The following is a 13,324-nucleotide window of genomic DNA, read 5'->3' on the forward strand; positions in this document are numbered from 1 at the left end:
TGACAGACCGAACATGATCACCGTCCACCTGGAGGATTTGTCACCATGACCACAGCAGTAACCGCTCCCATCGCCGCCGGCACCTGGGCGATCGACGCTTCGCATTCCGCCGTCGCCTTCTCCGTGAAGCACCTCATGGTGAGCAAGGTCCGCGGAAACTTCGAGAACTTCTCCGGCACCATCACCATCGCCGAGGACGGCACCCCTGCCGTGCAGGCCGAGATCGACGTCACCTCGATCACCACCGGCAACGAGCAGCGCGACGGACACATCAAGTCCGCCGACTTCTTCGACGCAGAGAAGTTCCCGAAGGCGACCTTCGTCTCCACTTCTGTTGCCCCCAAGGGTGACGACTACGTCCTCACCGGCGACTTCACCCTCCGCGGCGTCACCAAGACCGTCGAGCTCGAGCTCGAGTTCAACGGCGTGAGCCCGGGCATGGGCCACGGCCCGGTCGCCGGTTTCGAGGCCAAGACCGTGCTCAACCGCAAGGACTTCGGTATCGACATCGAAATGCCCCTCGAGGGCGGCGGCGTCGTCGTCGGTGACAAGGTCACCATCACCCTCGAGATCGAGGCAGGCCAGCCGGCCTGATCCCGACCGTCTGACCTCGGCACCGGAGTCACCTCGGGTCGACCCCTGACGGGAGTCGATGCCGCGCCACACCTGAGCGCGGCGTCGGCTCCCGTTTTCGTGGTCGGCGCAAGGGCGGCGTTCGGTAGGCTTGCACTACGCCGCTGGGCAGGGAGGTGGCCGTATGGTGCGACCACGCGGCCCCTGGTCCGACACCGTCGGGTCGTGGGGCGGAGTCCATGCGCCCTCATTGCTGTGGGGTCGCATCAGCGCACCGATCTCACAGCATTGGGCCAACCTGACTGCGACCGAGCGCGCGCGAATGGCGCGGTGGGCCACGGCGGCGGCGGCACTGGCGATCAGCATCACGAACTGTGTCGTCGGCGTGGAGACCTTTCTCCTCGTGCAACTCGCGTTCAACGGCGGCCAGCTCAACTTCGACACCACGCTCGGCGCCCCCAATTTCCCCGCAGTCGTGATCGCCATCGTGATAGGGCTGATCATCAACGTCGCCCTCGGACTCTCCGTGTTCCGCCCGCAGCTGCGCTGGTTCGTCAGCGGGCGTCCCGCGGACCGCGCCCGGCGTCGCGCCGTGCAGCGCATCCCCGGCTATCAGGTGATCGCCACCCTGATCGCGTGGTCGGCGGCGGTCCTGTCCTATGTGCTCGCCGCCAACGAGCTCACCGAGAAGACCGTGGTGGGTGTCGCAGTGGCATTCATGATGGCGGGTTTCTCGAGTTCCTGCATCACCTACGTGTTCGCCGAGCGGGCCGCCCGGCCGTTGTCGGTGGTCGCGCTGCAGGACGCACCGGCACAGCACGTGATGCACGGCGTACAGACGAGGATGATCGCGGTGTGGGCGGTGAGCTCGGCCGTCCCGATGCTCGGCCTGCTCATCATCAACATCGGGCGGTGGACGGGCATGCTGCCGCCGGCCGTCGGCCCCGTCGACTGGGCGACCGTGGTACTCGCCATCGTCGGTCTGGCATCCGGAGCCCGCGTGATGGTCCTCGTCGGCCGAGCCATCGCCGACCCGCTCGTCGATCTGCGGCGAGCTGTCGAACGCGTCGAGCAAGGGGACCTATCGGCCCAGGTCGCGGTCTACGATTCCTCCGAACTCGGTGTCCTGCAACACGGTTTCAACGAGATGGTGGAGGGACTCGACGAGCGTGAACGCATGCGCGAGCTGTTCGCCCGCCACGTCGGGGACACGGTTGCCGAACTCGCGCTCGAGCGTGGGGTCGGCATGCACGGCACCAACGCACTCGTCGGTGTGCTGTTCGTCGACATCGTGGGGTCGACGTCGATTGCCGCCCAGCAGGACCCGCAGGCCACGGTGAAATTGCTGAACAGCTTTTTCACCATCGTCGCCGACGTGGTCGACAACCATTCCGGGTTCGTCAACAAATTCGAGGGTGACGCCGCACTCGCGGTGTTCGGCGTGCCGGTCGTCATCGACGATCCGGCAGCCGAAGCCCTGGCGGCCGCGCGGGATCTGGCGGTGCGGCTCGAGGAACTGCCGGTCCGGTGGGGGATCGGGGTTTCCTACGGGATGTCGTTCGCGGGCAATGTCGGTGCCGAACAGCGCTACGAGTACACCGTCATCGGAGATCCGGTCAACGAGTGCGCGCGGCTGTCCGAACTCGCGAAGACATCCGCCGTCCCGGTTCTGGCCGGTGACGCTGCCGTCGGCGCTGCGGGAGATGAGGCGGAGGAGTGGAGTTCGGTTGGCAGCCGGACATTGCGCGGTCGGCCGCGGCCGACGGAGGTGTTCGCCCCGGCGGCGCTGATCGTCGAGCCGGCGAACCCGTCGGTCGGCGGGGTGCTCTCGGGCCTGCTCCGGCCGGCGCGGCGCGTGGGGCTGACCGGGATGATGCGCCTGCCGTCCGGGTTTCTCGGCCGTTGACGGCCATCGGCGACGTCAATAGCGTGGACCGCATCATTCGCCGAGCAGGGGGTTGTGAGCATGAGTGGTTGGTCGACATCGGACATCCCGGATCAGTCCGGACGCACGGTGGTCATCACCGGCGCCAACAGCGGTCTTGGTGCGGAGACCGCGAAGGCGCTGGCTGAGGCGGGTGCAGAGGTGATCCTCGCGTGTCGTAACGCGCAGAAGGCCGATGTGGTGGCGCGGGAGATCGGGTCCGCGGCGACCGTGGCCCAACTCGACCTCGCCGATCTCGACTCGGTGCGTGCCTTCGCCGACGGTCTCACCGGGGCCGACGTGCTGATCAACAATGCGGGAGTGATGGCGATCCCGCTCGGTCGCACGGCGCAGGGATTCGAGATGCAGATGGGCACAAATCATCTCGGCCACTTCGCGTTGACCGCGCTGGTCCTGCCGAAGATCACCGGACGGGTCGTGACGCTGTCGTCGACGATGCATCAGATGGGACGAATCGACCTCGGGGACCTCAACTGGGACAAGCGACGTTATCGGCGCTGGCGAGCGTACGGCGACTCCAAGCTGGCCAACCTCATGTTCGGCAAGGAGCTGGCCGATCGACTTGCCGCCGCCGGGTCTGCGACGGCGTCGCTGATCGCGCACCCCGGTTATGCCGCAACCGAACTGCAGGGCAAGTCCGGGACGGTCGAGGACGTGTTCATGAATGCGGCAAACAAGATTTTCGCGCAGTCGGCCGCAGCGGGGGCACTGCCGTCGCTGTATGCCGCGACGTCCCCCGATGCCACGAGCGGTACCTTCTACGGGCCCACCCAGATGTTCGGTGCCCACGGCGCCCCGGGGATCTCCGGGTACAACAAGCGTGCCGACGACAAGGCCATCCGCGATGGTCTGTGGACGACCTCGGAGAAGTTGACAGACATCGGCTTCCAGATCTGACGCCGGTGTGCAGGCGCCCGGGCTACTGGACGTCGAACTTGATGGAGTTCGAGGCTCCGGAGATGGTGTCGGTGACGCTGATCGAGTAGGAACCCGGAGCGCGGAGGAGGAACGTCTTCGCCGAGGTGCAGTCCTGAGTCTTGGTCAGCTGCGCCTTCTTCGGGACCTTCGGTCCCGACAGGCGGACCTCCATGCGGCACTGGTTGCCGTCGACCACGGGACCGGCGTCGATGGTCGAGTTCCACCGCACGCCGAGCTGTGCGTTCTTCGGGTACACGCCCGGTGAGATCGCCTGTGCCTTGGGCGCATACGCCCACACGTTGATGGACTTCACGCCATTGGTCGCATCGGGGCGGCCGAGCTTGCCGAAATGCTGCGGCTTCGAGCTCGACGACCCGAGGGCGGAGCTGCCGGCGTTCAGGAGATCGGAACTGCCCGACCCTGAGCTTCCCGCGCCCGCACTGCCGAAGAGAGTGTCCAGTGGACCGGCCGTTGCCGGGGCGGCGGCGGTGGCGATCGCGGCGGCGGCCAGAATGGCGACGGCGGCAGACTGTCGGATCATGATTCTCTTTTCGGCTCGGCCCCAGGGCGGTGACAACGCCCCCGATTCAACCACCCGACCAGGATGGGAAAGATATCGGGTTGGGTCGATGTCGGGTCTGTCGGATCCCGCCGCTACCAGACGCCGGGCGGGCGGAACTGCACACTGATGCGGGGACCGACGCCGGGCGATTTGGGCACCGCGTGTTCCCACGTCCGTTGACAGCTCCCACCCATCACCAGCAGATCCCCGGGCCCGACCACGAACCGCACCGACGATCCGCCGCCGCGGGGCCGCAACATCAGCGGGCGCGGGGAGCCGAGGGAGACGATGGCCACCATCGTGTCCGCGGTGGATCCGCGGCCGATCCGGTCGCCGTGCCAGGCGACGCTGTCGGAGCCGTCGCGATACAGACACAGTCCCGCGGTCGCGAAACCCTCGGGCAGTTCGTCGCGGTAGTGCCGCGACAGCCGCTCACGTGCTTCGCGGAGCAGGGGATCGGGGAATGCCGCCGCCTCGAGGTAGGTCGAGACGAGTCGCGGGACGTCGACGACGCGGTCGTACATCCGTCGACGTTCGGTGCGCCAGTCGGCCTTCTCGCGCAGCGCGTCGAAGAGCAGATCGGAGCCGGCGATCCAGCCCGGTCGCAGATCGACCCACGCGCCGTCGGTGAGCATGCGGCGAGTGGTCGCGTCGAGATCTCCGATACTCGTCTGGTCGCACTGCTGATCGAAGAGTGAACGCTGGATGCCCGCGGTCATGCCCAACAGGCTACCGCATGATGCGAACATGTGTTCGATGATGTGCATCGCACCCGTATGGCGCCGAGGGGTCCGCCACAAATGTCCATTTTGTGGTGGCGAACAGCCGAGTCTTTCGGTATCCAGTAACAAGTGGAAGTCACTAACATTTTTGGTGGCTTCTGTTTGTTGGGCTCGTGCGAAGGGAAGACCATGGCGTCGTTGTTGTTCCGGGTCGGGAGGTTCTCCTTCCGGCACAAGTGGTGGGTGATCGCGGTGTGGTTGCTCGCTGCCGTGACCGTCGCCGGTCTCGTCGGTGCGTTGAGCCCGAAGTTCGCGAAGGACTTCAGCCTGCCCGGTACCGATTCGGGAACCGCGACGTCGCAGGTCGAGAAGTACTTCCCCGACGTGATGAAACAGCAGTCGCAGGCATCGACCAGTGTGCTGGTGGCCGCCGACGACGGACTGGCGGCACACTCGTCGCAGATCGATGCGCTGGTCGCCGATCTGCACAAGCTGCCCGAGTTGACCGACGGCACGACCGTCGTGAACCCGACCACGGTGGCCAAGGCGCAACCGGCGCTCGCCTCGTCCGTCCTCGGCGACGACGGCAAGGTCGGTCTGATCCAGGTCCGGCAGAGCATCGAGATGATGGACCTCACGGTCGACCAGAAGGATCAGCTCAAGGAGATCCTCGCCGATCACCGCGGTGGCGGGCTACGCGTGGAGGCGACGGGCTCCCTGATGCAGGTGCAGGAAGCGGGCGGCAAGGCCGAACTGATCGGTTTCGCGGTGGCCTTCGTGGTGATGATCGTTGCCTTCGGCGCGCTCGTCGCCGCATTCATCCCGCTCGTCACCGGATTGGTCGGCGTGATGATCACCATCATGCTGCTCACGCTCGGGGCCAAGTTCATGAGCATCAACCAGACGGCCACCGGCATCGTCACGATGCTCGGCATCGCCGTCTCGATCGACTACGCCCTGTTCATCGTGTCGCGCTATCGCAGTGAACGACAGCGCGGTGGGAGTGCCGCCGATGCCGCGGGCAGAGCAGTCGGCACGGCCGGGTCGGCGGTCGTGTTCGCCGGGCTGACCGTGATCATCGCGGTGGTGGCACTGATGGTCGTCGGTATCCCGCTGATCACCCAGATGGGTATGGGCGCGGCGGTCGCCGTCGCGGTGGCGGTCCTCGCCGCACTGACCCTGATCCCGGCGTTGCTCGGCGCCGTCGGACGGTTCGCATTCGCACCCCGTATCCCGTGGATCAAACATGCCGAGCCGTCGGAGAACTCCGAGACCGTCGGCGTGAAGTTCGGCCGCACCGTCGTGAAGCGTCCGTTGCCGTTCATCATCGCGGGCCTGGCCGTCCTCGTGCTGGCCGCGATCCCGGCCACGAAGCTCGAGTTGGGGATGTCGATGACCACCGACGACGAGGCGGCGGCACAATCGCTGCTGCAGCGCGGCTTCGGTGAGGGCATCAACGGTCCGCTGCTGGTGGTGGTGCACACCGAGAACGGTGACGTCACCGTGGCCGCCGCGCAGACCGTCGAACACATCAAGACGCTCCCCGACGTCGCCAACACCAACACCCTGACCTGGGTGGGCAACGGCGCGACGCAACCTCAGGTCGGCGCGAACACCGCACTCATCTCGGTGACGCCGACGAGTGCACCGTCGGATGCGGCCACCCATGATCTGATGGAGCAGATCCGCGACTACACGCCGGTCGTGGAGACCACGGGTGCGCAACTGCACGTGGGTGGGCAGACGGCGATCATGTCGGATCTGTCGGCGAAGCTCGACAAGGCCCTGATTCCCTACCTCATCGTGGTGGTGGGCCTGGCCTTCCTGATCATGATCGCGGTGTTCCGATCGATCTGGGTCCCGTTGATCGGCACCGTCGGCTTCATCTTCTCGGTGCTGGCGACGTTCGGTGTGACCGTGGCGATCTTCCAGGAAGGCAACTTCGGGCTCATCAGCCACACCCAGCCTATCCTGTCGTTCCTGCCGATCTTCCTGATCGGGGTGGTCTTCGGCCTTGCCATGGACTACCAGGTGTTCCTCGTGACGCGTATGCGTGAGGAGTACATCCACGGGATGTCGGCGAAGGACGCCATCATCGCGGGCTATCGGCACGGTGCACGAGTGGTGACCTCGGCGGCGATCATCATGATCAGTGTGTTCGCCGCGTTCATGCTGTCCCCGGACACGACGTCCAAGATGATCGGGTTCGCACTCGCGGTCGCGGTTGCCTTCGACGCCTTCATCATTCGGATGATGGTCGTACCGGCGATCATCGCATTGCTCGGAGATCGCGCCTGGGGCCTCCCGAGATGGTTGGATCGACTCGTGGTGAACTTCGACATCGAGGGCGGCGCCGTCCGCGACCGTGGACTGACGGACTCCGACACCGAGGCGACACCACGGGAGCCAGTGGGTTCGGCAAGCTGATTCGAGGAGGTCGGGAGCATGGCCACACCGACGACGGCCCCGGGCGTCAGTCCGGGGCGTCGCATCGGGTTGCGGGAGAAGAACAAGATCCGCACCCGCAAGGCGATCCGCGAGGCGGCGATGGGGCTCTTCGCCGAGCACGGTTACACGCAGACCACCGTCGAACAGATCGCCCGTGAGGCCGAGGTCTCCCACACCACCTTCTTCAGGTATTTCGCATCGAAAGAACAGGTGGTCATCTCCGACGACCTCGAGGAGGCGAGGGCCGCGGCGACCGCCGCGATTCCCCCGGGCCTCGGGCATTTCGACCTCTTGCGCCGATTGGTGACCGATCTGTTCCAGATCGGTACCACCGACGACTGGGCCAGCAACACCGAACGGATGCGTCTGATCCAGTCCGAACCGGTCCTGCGCACCGCGTATCAGATCGAATCCGACCGGGCGATCTCCGAGGCGACGGACTTCTTCGCGGAGTACACCGGCAAGACCGTCGACGACTTCCGGCTGCGGGTGTTCATCGCCGCGGCCGGCGGGGTGATGTTCCATTTCGCCCAGTCCGACGACCTGGCCGACGATGAGCTACTGCGAGGATTGCTGGAGGCCATCGACCTGCTGGAACAGGGCCTGCCTCTCTAGGGCGCGCATCATCACATCTGCTTCGACTGCGGTGGCATGGTGTCGCCGCGTCACGAAAGGAGTTCTGCCATGGGACGTCTCGACAACAAGGTCGCTTTCATCACGGGTGCCGCCAGGGGCCAGGGGCGCGCCCATGCGGTTCGGCTGGCGGGCGAGGGCGCGCAGATCATCGGTGTCGACATCGCGGGACCGCTGCCCGGCGTGCCGTACGACCCGGCGACCCAGGCGGATCTCGACGAGACCGGCCGGCTCGTCGAGGAGCAGGGGTCGAAAGCGCATCTCGTCCGCTGTGATGTGCGGGACCTCGACGAGTTGAAGGCAGCCGTCGACGACGGCGTCTCCGCGTTCGGTGGTCTCGACATCGCGGTGGCGAACGCGGGTATCTGCATCCCGGAGACATGGGACGAGGTGACTCCCACCAGCTTCCGCGACACCATGGACATCAACGTGATCGGCGCGTGGAACACGGTGACCGCAACCGCGCATCACCTGATCGAGCGAGGTGGCGGCTCGATCATCCTGACCAGCTCGTTTGCCGGAAAGAAGATGCAGCCGTTCATGGTTCACTACACCACCAGCAAACACGCGCTGGTCGGGATGACGAGGGCCTTCGCCGCCGAACTCGGGAACCACAGCGTCCGGGTGAACAGCATCCATCCCGGAGCGGTGGCGACGCCGATGGGGTCGGGTCAGATGGTCGCCCGGATCGAAGAGACCAACGCGGCCAACCCGCGACTGGCCGGGATGGGTATGACCTTCCTGAACCAGTTCGTCGCCGAGGCCGACGAGATCGCCAATGTGGTCGCGTTCCTCGCCTCGGACGAGTCGAAGTTCATCACGGCCGAACACATCTCGATCGACGGTGGCGCGCAGTACTTCTGAGTACGGTCCGCGGCGTCAGCAGCGACGCCCGCGGCCGGTCGACATCCGGCCGCGGGTGATCGTGATGCCCTGATGTGTACCCGCTCTCAGCCAGGTGGGGAGTGTCGGCCCGGTGAGGACGACGTCGACGCGGGCGGGACGGAAGGTCCCGGCGAGCGACGCCGTGGCGCGGAGGAAATCGACCGGTCCGCCCGCCCGGCTGATCGGCTGCGCGAAGCCGAGCGCACCGGCGATGGGCAGTGTCACCGGTAGCGAGCGCGCGATGGCGTGCACCGACCAGTCGGCCCCGTTGGCGACCATCTCCGACGTCGCCGAGCCGGTGAACGCCGCCATCACCTTGGGCAGCATCCAATGGCAGCGGCCACCGTGGACAGAGGTCTCCGAATCCACCGCGATGAACGGGACGTGCAGCCGTGGAAGAGGTCCGAGCCGCCGGCTCGGTGTCAGGAGCACCGGGCTGGCGAGGACTTCGCGATACGGTCCGACCGGCGAATCGAGGTAGTCGATCATCATCCCCATCGTGACCGGAATGGTCTTGGCGTCGGAAATCGCCAGCGACCGGGCGTCGTCGGTGGCCAGGTGCCACCAGAGGGTGGCGCGGACCGACGCAGGCCACGGCGCCGGTGGGCTCACCGGCCAGAGATCACGATCGGTGCGGGACTCGACGACACTCCACATGCTGATGCTCCTGGGATTCGTGTGCTCAGGCGTGATGACGGACGGGACTGATGGGTAGGTGTCTCGGGAGGCGCAGCGCGCCCGGGGCGCCGGACGGGACGGCCGGGTATTTCGGTGACACCGGCTCCACCAGCTGGTAGGCGGAGCCCGGTGCGGGGCGGTGGTCCTGTTCACCGCTATTGGGCCACATGGCCAATGCCCGTTCGGCCGCGGCGGTGATGGTGAGCGACGGGTTGACGCCGAGGTTGGCCGAGACCGTCGAACCGTCCACGATGTGCAGCCCCGGGTGGCCGAACACCCGGTGATAGGCGTCGACGACACCGGTCCGCGAGTCGGCGCCGATGGCACAGCCACCGAGGAAATGCGCTGTCATCGGGATGTTCAGGAGGTCGACCACGGAGCCGCCGGCATCGCCGTCGATGCGCCCGGCGACCGATCGCACGGCCCGATGACCCTCGGGGATCCACCGCGGCGGCGGGTCCCCGGCGCCGGGCCGGCTGCGCAGACGCGGACCGAGGCGGCCTCGCCTGGCGAAGAGTTCGATCGAGTTGTCGGCGGTCTGCATCACCAATGCGATGATCGTGCGCTCCGACCAGTGCCGCACCGACAACGATCGGAGGGCGGCAGCCGGGTTGGCAACCATCGCCCCGATCGCCTTGACCACCCGCGGGACACGTCCGCCGCCGTCCACGAGCACCGCCTGGAGGAGACCGATCAGGTTGCTGCCCTTGCCGTATCGGACCGGCTCGATATGGGTGTGCGCATTCGGGTGGAACGAGGAGGTGATCGCCACGCCCTGGGTGTAATCGACTGTGCGGTCGCGTGCGGTCGCTGCCAGTACGGCCTCCGAATTGGTGCGGACGACTTGGCCGAGACGATCCGAGAGGCCGGCGAGCTCTGCGGACTGCTTCATCGAGAGGAGAAGTTTGTTGGTGCCGTAGGTGCCGGCCGCGAAGACCACCTGGTCCGCGGTGTAGGTGCGTACCCGCCGACGGCGTCCGGTGCGATGGGTCCCGACGGTGTAGCCGCCCTCGGCGCTGGGGCGGACGGCATGCACCGAGGTCATCGGGATGATCTGTGCGCCTGCTTGTTCGGCGAGATACAGATAGTTCTTCACCAGGGTGTTCTTCGCCCCGACGCGGCAGCCGGTCATACATGCTCCGCACTCGGTACAGCCGGTGCGTGCCGGGCCCGCGCCGCCGAAGAACGGGTCCTCGGTGGTGACCCCGGATTCCCCGAAGAAGACGCCGACCGGCGTCGGGACGAAGGTCTCCTCGACGCCGAATTCCGCTGCCACCTCGCGCATCACGTCGTCGGAGGGGGTGACGTGCGCGTATGTGGTGGCGCCCAGCATCCGTTCGGCCTGGTCGTAGTACGGGCCCAGTTCGTCCGCCCAGTCGGTGATGGCGCCCCAGTGCGGATCGTCGAAGAAAGCCGCGGGTGGCCGGTAGAGCGTGTTCGCGTAGTTGAGCGAGCCACCCCCGACACCCGCGCCGGCCATCACCAGGACGTCGCGGAGAAGATGCATTCGTTGCACGCCATAACATCCGAGAAACGGCGCCCAGAGGTAATCGCGGAGCCGCCAGCTCGTCGCCGGGAGTTCGTCGTCGGCGAACCGCCTGCCCGCCTCGAGGACGCCGACGCGATAACCCTTCTCGGACAGCCGGAGCGCGGCGACCGAGCCGCCGAAGCCGGAGCCGATCACGATGACGTCGAAATCGGTGGTGGATGCGCCGACGGTGGGACGGCCGATCATCGAACGACGCCCACGGTGTCCGGGAACCTCGGCGTGATGTCGGCGGTTGACGAGCTGGTGCCGGTGATCAGGTGATCGGCCGGGTCGAACTGCGACATCATCTTTCGGTAGTCCTTGGTGAACGTCGGCCACATCACCGAGTTGCGCCCCGAGGAATCCATGTACCAGCTCGAACAGCCGCCGGAGTTCCACACAGTACCTGCGAGCTCGCTGTCCATTCGGGCGGCGTAGCGTCGCTGGGCGTCGCCGGTCACCTCGACGGCCGAACGGCCCTGGGTGCGAAGGTGTTCGAGTACGGCCGAGATGTAGTACGCCTGCGGTTCGAGCATCAGCACGATGGAACTGTGTCCCAGGTTCGTGTTCGGTCCGTACATCAGGTGGAGATTCGGGAAGCCGTGTACGGAAACACCGCGATAGGCGCTCGGCGAACCGGCCCAGGCCTCGGCCAGTGTCCGGCCGTCCCGGCCCCGGAGGATCCTGGCGATCGGCGGCGTGGTGGGTGTGAAGCCGGTGGCGAAGATGACCGTGTCGACCCGGTGTTCGGTGCCGTCGGCGTCGACCGCCGCACCGTCGGCGAGTCGGGAGATCGCTCCGGTCAGCGTCACGTTGTCACGTTGCAACGCCGGAAACCACTTGTTGGTCAGCAGCATCCGTTTGCACCCGATCGTGTAGTCGGGGGTCAGTCGTCGTCGCAGACCACGGTCGCGGACCTGGAGGCGCAGGTGCGCCTTCGCGAGGGCGGTGGCCGCCGGGAGCAGTCGTGGCCGGCGGGCCATCATCACCACGTAGGCCTCCCGATAGAGATAGGTGAGTCGACGGATCAGCGTGTGGCTGATCGGCAGGGTGCGATAGGCACTCCGTTCGACGGGGCCGATGGTCCGGTCCATCCGCGGGACGACCCAGGCGGGCGTGCGCTGGAAGACGGTGAGATGCGCGACCCGGTCGACGATCTCGGGAACCACTTGGACGGCGGACGCCCCGCTGCCTACGATCGCGACGTGGCGGCCGGTGAGGTCGTGATCGTGACGCCACCGTGCTGTGTGGAACACCGTCCCGCCGAACCGATCCGACCCCGGCAGATCGGGGACACCCGGCTCGGAGAGGGCGCCGGAGGCGGCCACGAGGTGCCGAGCGCGGATCGTGCCGAGCCCGGTCTCGGCGATCCAGTGCGCGGTGTCGCCGTCCCAGGCCGCCGCCGTGAGCGGGCAGTTGTACCGGATGACGTCGGCGTGGTCGCGGGCGACGGCCTCGAGGTAGCGGCGGATCTCGTGCTGTCGGCCGTAGGTGTGCGACCACTCCGGGTTGTCGGCGAAGGACAACGAGTACAGGGAGGTCGGCACGTCGCAGGCCGCACCCGGATAGTCGTTGTCGCGCCAGACCCCGCCGGGACCGGCGGCGCGCTCGATGACCCTGATGGTGAGCCGGGGATGGTCTGTGCGGAGGCGATGGACGGCGGCGAGTCCGCCGAATCCGGTTCCGACGACCAGGACGTCGACGTCCTCGGTCGGCTCGGGGCGTTCGGGATGTTCAGGCATGGCGGTCGAGGAGTTCCTTCCACACTGGGAGCAGCCGGGTGATGAGGGCCCGGTCGGCATCGGCGGTTCGGAGGATTCGGGAAACAGCAAGTCCACGTGCGAGTTCCACGGTGAGCTCGAGTTCGGCGGGGGTGTATCGGTCGCCGAACAGGTCGGCGCACCCGGCGGCCAGCGCGTCGGTGACCTGTTGCTCGAGGGGGATCATCGCCTCGCGGAGCCCGCGGTCGGTGCGCGCGGCCACCCAGAGTTCCAGTGCCGCATCGAAAAGTGGACCGCTGAAGGCTTCGACGATGATCTCGATGTCCTCGTCACCGGTACGGGGGCGGTTCAGGAGTTCGGTCAGCCGACGATCCACGAGGTGTGAGACCGCGGCGACGACGAGCGCCTCGCGGGTGGGGAAGTGGTGCAGCAGGGCGCCGCGGGACACACCCGCGCGGCGGTTGACCTCCTGGGTCGTCGTCCCGGCGTACCCGAGCTCGACGAGTGCGTCGACGGCCGCATCGAGCACCTTCGCCTGGGTGGCGGCGGTGCGCTGGGCCTGGGTGCGCGTCGCCGGTGCGGGCTGCTCGGTCATGGTGCGAGAGCGTAGCGGGATTTCAAGAAACAGTCCAGACTGCTTGTTTGTTTCCGTGTCGTACATCCTCGTGCGCCTATCCGAGGGACCTCGAGTCGGATAGCCTCTGACCTGCA

The 13,324-nt window shown here is 66.9% G+C and carries 12 protein-coding genes; 6 read left to right on the forward strand and 6 right to left on the reverse strand.

Going from position 1 to position 13,324, the window contains the following annotated elements; translation table 11 throughout:
* Positions 1 to 45 precede the first annotated feature (45 nt).
* From OVA31_RS16615 to OVA31_RS16625, 3 genes are all read left to right on the forward strand, one after another.
* Entirely contained in the window at positions 46 to 594 is a 549-nt protein-coding gene (locus OVA31_RS16615) for a YceI family protein (RefSeq protein WP_267627702.1), read from the forward strand.
* A gap of 163 nt (positions 595 to 757) precedes the next feature.
* Entirely contained in the window at positions 758 to 2,479 is a 1,722-nt protein-coding gene (locus tag OVA31_RS16620) for an adenylate/guanylate cyclase domain-containing protein (protein ID WP_420714056.1), read from the forward strand.
* A gap of 60 nt (positions 2,480 to 2,539) precedes the next feature.
* Positions 2,540 to 3,415, forward strand: a complete 876-nt coding sequence (locus OVA31_RS16625) for an oxidoreductase (RefSeq protein ID WP_267627703.1) — start codon at positions 2,540 to 2,542, stop codon at positions 3,413 to 3,415.
* 22 nt (positions 3,416 to 3,437) lie between these two features.
* On the opposite strand, the gene OVA31_RS16630 is transcribed toward OVA31_RS16625, so the two are convergent.
* Together OVA31_RS16630 and OVA31_RS16635 are read right to left on the reverse strand one after the other, a co-directional pair.
* Entirely contained in the window at positions 3,438 to 3,977 is a 540-nt protein-coding gene (locus OVA31_RS16630) for a hypothetical protein (protein WP_267627704.1), read from the reverse strand.
* A gap of 113 nt (positions 3,978 to 4,090) precedes the next feature.
* Entirely contained in the window at positions 4,091 to 4,717 is a 627-nt protein-coding gene (locus OVA31_RS16635; RefSeq protein ID WP_267627705.1) for an alpha-ketoglutarate-dependent dioxygenase AlkB, read from the reverse strand.
* A gap of 192 nt (positions 4,718 to 4,909) precedes the next feature.
* Here OVA31_RS16635 and OVA31_RS16640 point away from each other — a divergent pair, with 192 nt between their 5' ends.
* The 3 genes from OVA31_RS16640 to OVA31_RS16650 all read left to right on the forward strand — a co-directional run bounded on the left by OVA31_RS16640 (position 4,910) and on the right by OVA31_RS16650 (position 8,665).
* Positions 4,910 to 7,147: an MMPL family transporter gene (locus OVA31_RS16640; protein ID WP_267627706.1), complete on the forward strand. Its 2,238-nt coding sequence runs from the start codon at positions 4,910 to 4,912 to the stop codon at positions 7,145 to 7,147.
* An 18-nt stretch (positions 7,148 to 7,165) separates the two neighbouring features.
* On the forward strand, positions 7,166 to 7,783 hold the full coding sequence (locus tag OVA31_RS16645) for a TetR family transcriptional regulator (protein WP_267627707.1): 618 nt from the start codon (positions 7,166 to 7,168) through the stop codon (positions 7,781 to 7,783).
* A 69-nt stretch (positions 7,784 to 7,852) separates the two neighbouring features.
* Positions 7,853 to 8,665, forward strand: a complete 813-nt coding sequence (locus OVA31_RS16650; protein ID WP_267627708.1) for a mycofactocin-coupled SDR family oxidoreductase — start codon at positions 7,853 to 7,855, stop codon at positions 8,663 to 8,665.
* A 15-nt stretch (positions 8,666 to 8,680) separates the two neighbouring features.
* Here OVA31_RS16650 and OVA31_RS16655 read toward each other — a convergent pair whose 3' ends face one another.
* The 4 genes from OVA31_RS16655 to OVA31_RS16670 are packed head-to-tail and all read right to left on the reverse strand — an operon-like array spanning position 8,681 to position 13,208.
* Entirely contained in the window at positions 8,681 to 9,343 is a 663-nt protein-coding gene (locus tag OVA31_RS16655; protein ID WP_267627709.1) for a hypothetical protein, read from the reverse strand.
* A 25-nt stretch (positions 9,344 to 9,368) separates the two neighbouring features.
* Complete coding sequence (locus tag OVA31_RS16660) at positions 9,369 to 11,099, reverse strand: GMC family oxidoreductase N-terminal domain-containing protein (protein WP_267627710.1); 1,731 nt, start codon at positions 11,097 to 11,099, stop codon at positions 9,369 to 9,371.
* The gene (locus OVA31_RS16665) at positions 11,096 to 12,634 is read right to left on the reverse strand and encodes a flavin-containing monooxygenase (RefSeq protein WP_267627711.1); all 1,539 of its coding nucleotides are present in this window, start codon (positions 12,632 to 12,634) and stop codon (positions 11,096 to 11,098) included. Before OVA31_RS16665 ends, OVA31_RS16660 begins: the two co-directional genes overlap by 4 nt.
* Positions 12,627 to 13,208, reverse strand: a complete 582-nt coding sequence (locus OVA31_RS16670) for a TetR/AcrR family transcriptional regulator (protein WP_267627712.1) — start codon at positions 13,206 to 13,208, stop codon at positions 12,627 to 12,629. The genes OVA31_RS16665 and OVA31_RS16670 overlap by 8 nt, the downstream gene beginning before the upstream one ends.
* Between the last annotated feature and the right edge of the window lie 116 nt (positions 13,209 to 13,324).

Origin of the sequence: Gordonia sp. SL306, from assembly GCF_026625785.1 — a bacterium.
Taxonomy (GTDB): Bacteria; Actinomycetota; Actinomycetes; order Mycobacteriales; family Mycobacteriaceae; genus Gordonia.

Bases quoted from the DNA above. Each gene is read 5' to 3' on its own strand.
- OVA31_RS16615 (WP_267627702.1), top strand. From the start codon at position 46: ATGACCACAGCAGTAACCGCTCCCATCGCCGCCGGCACCTGGGCGATC.
- OVA31_RS16620 (WP_420714056.1), top strand. From the start codon at position 758: ATGGTGCGACCACGCGGCCCCTGGTCCGACACCGTCGGGTCGTGGGGC.
- OVA31_RS16625 (WP_267627703.1), top strand. From the start codon at position 2,540: ATGAGTGGTTGGTCGACATCGGACATCCCGGATCAGTCCGGACGCACG.
- OVA31_RS16630 (WP_267627704.1), bottom strand. From the start codon at position 3,977: ATGATCCGACAGTCTGCCGCCGTCGCCATTCTGGCCGCCGCCGCGATC.
- OVA31_RS16635 (WP_267627705.1), bottom strand. From the start codon at position 4,717: ATGACCGCGGGCATCCAGCGTTCACTCTTCGATCAGCAGTGCGACCAG.
- OVA31_RS16640 (WP_267627706.1), top strand. From the start codon at position 4,910: ATGGCGTCGTTGTTGTTCCGGGTCGGGAGGTTCTCCTTCCGGCACAAG.
- OVA31_RS16645 (WP_267627707.1), top strand. From the start codon at position 7,166: ATGGCCACACCGACGACGGCCCCGGGCGTCAGTCCGGGGCGTCGCATC.
- OVA31_RS16650 (WP_267627708.1), top strand. From the start codon at position 7,853: ATGGGACGTCTCGACAACAAGGTCGCTTTCATCACGGGTGCCGCCAGG.
- OVA31_RS16655 (WP_267627709.1), bottom strand. From the start codon at position 9,343: ATGTGGAGTGTCGTCGAGTCCCGCACCGATCGTGATCTCTGGCCGGTG.
- OVA31_RS16660 (WP_267627710.1), bottom strand. From the start codon at position 11,099: ATGATCGGCCGTCCCACCGTCGGCGCATCCACCACCGATTTCGACGTC.
- OVA31_RS16665 (WP_267627711.1), bottom strand. From the start codon at position 12,634: ATGCCTGAACATCCCGAACGCCCCGAGCCGACCGAGGACGTCGACGTC.
- OVA31_RS16670 (WP_267627712.1), bottom strand. From the start codon at position 13,208: ATGACCGAGCAGCCCGCACCGGCGACGCGCACCCAGGCCCAGCGCACC.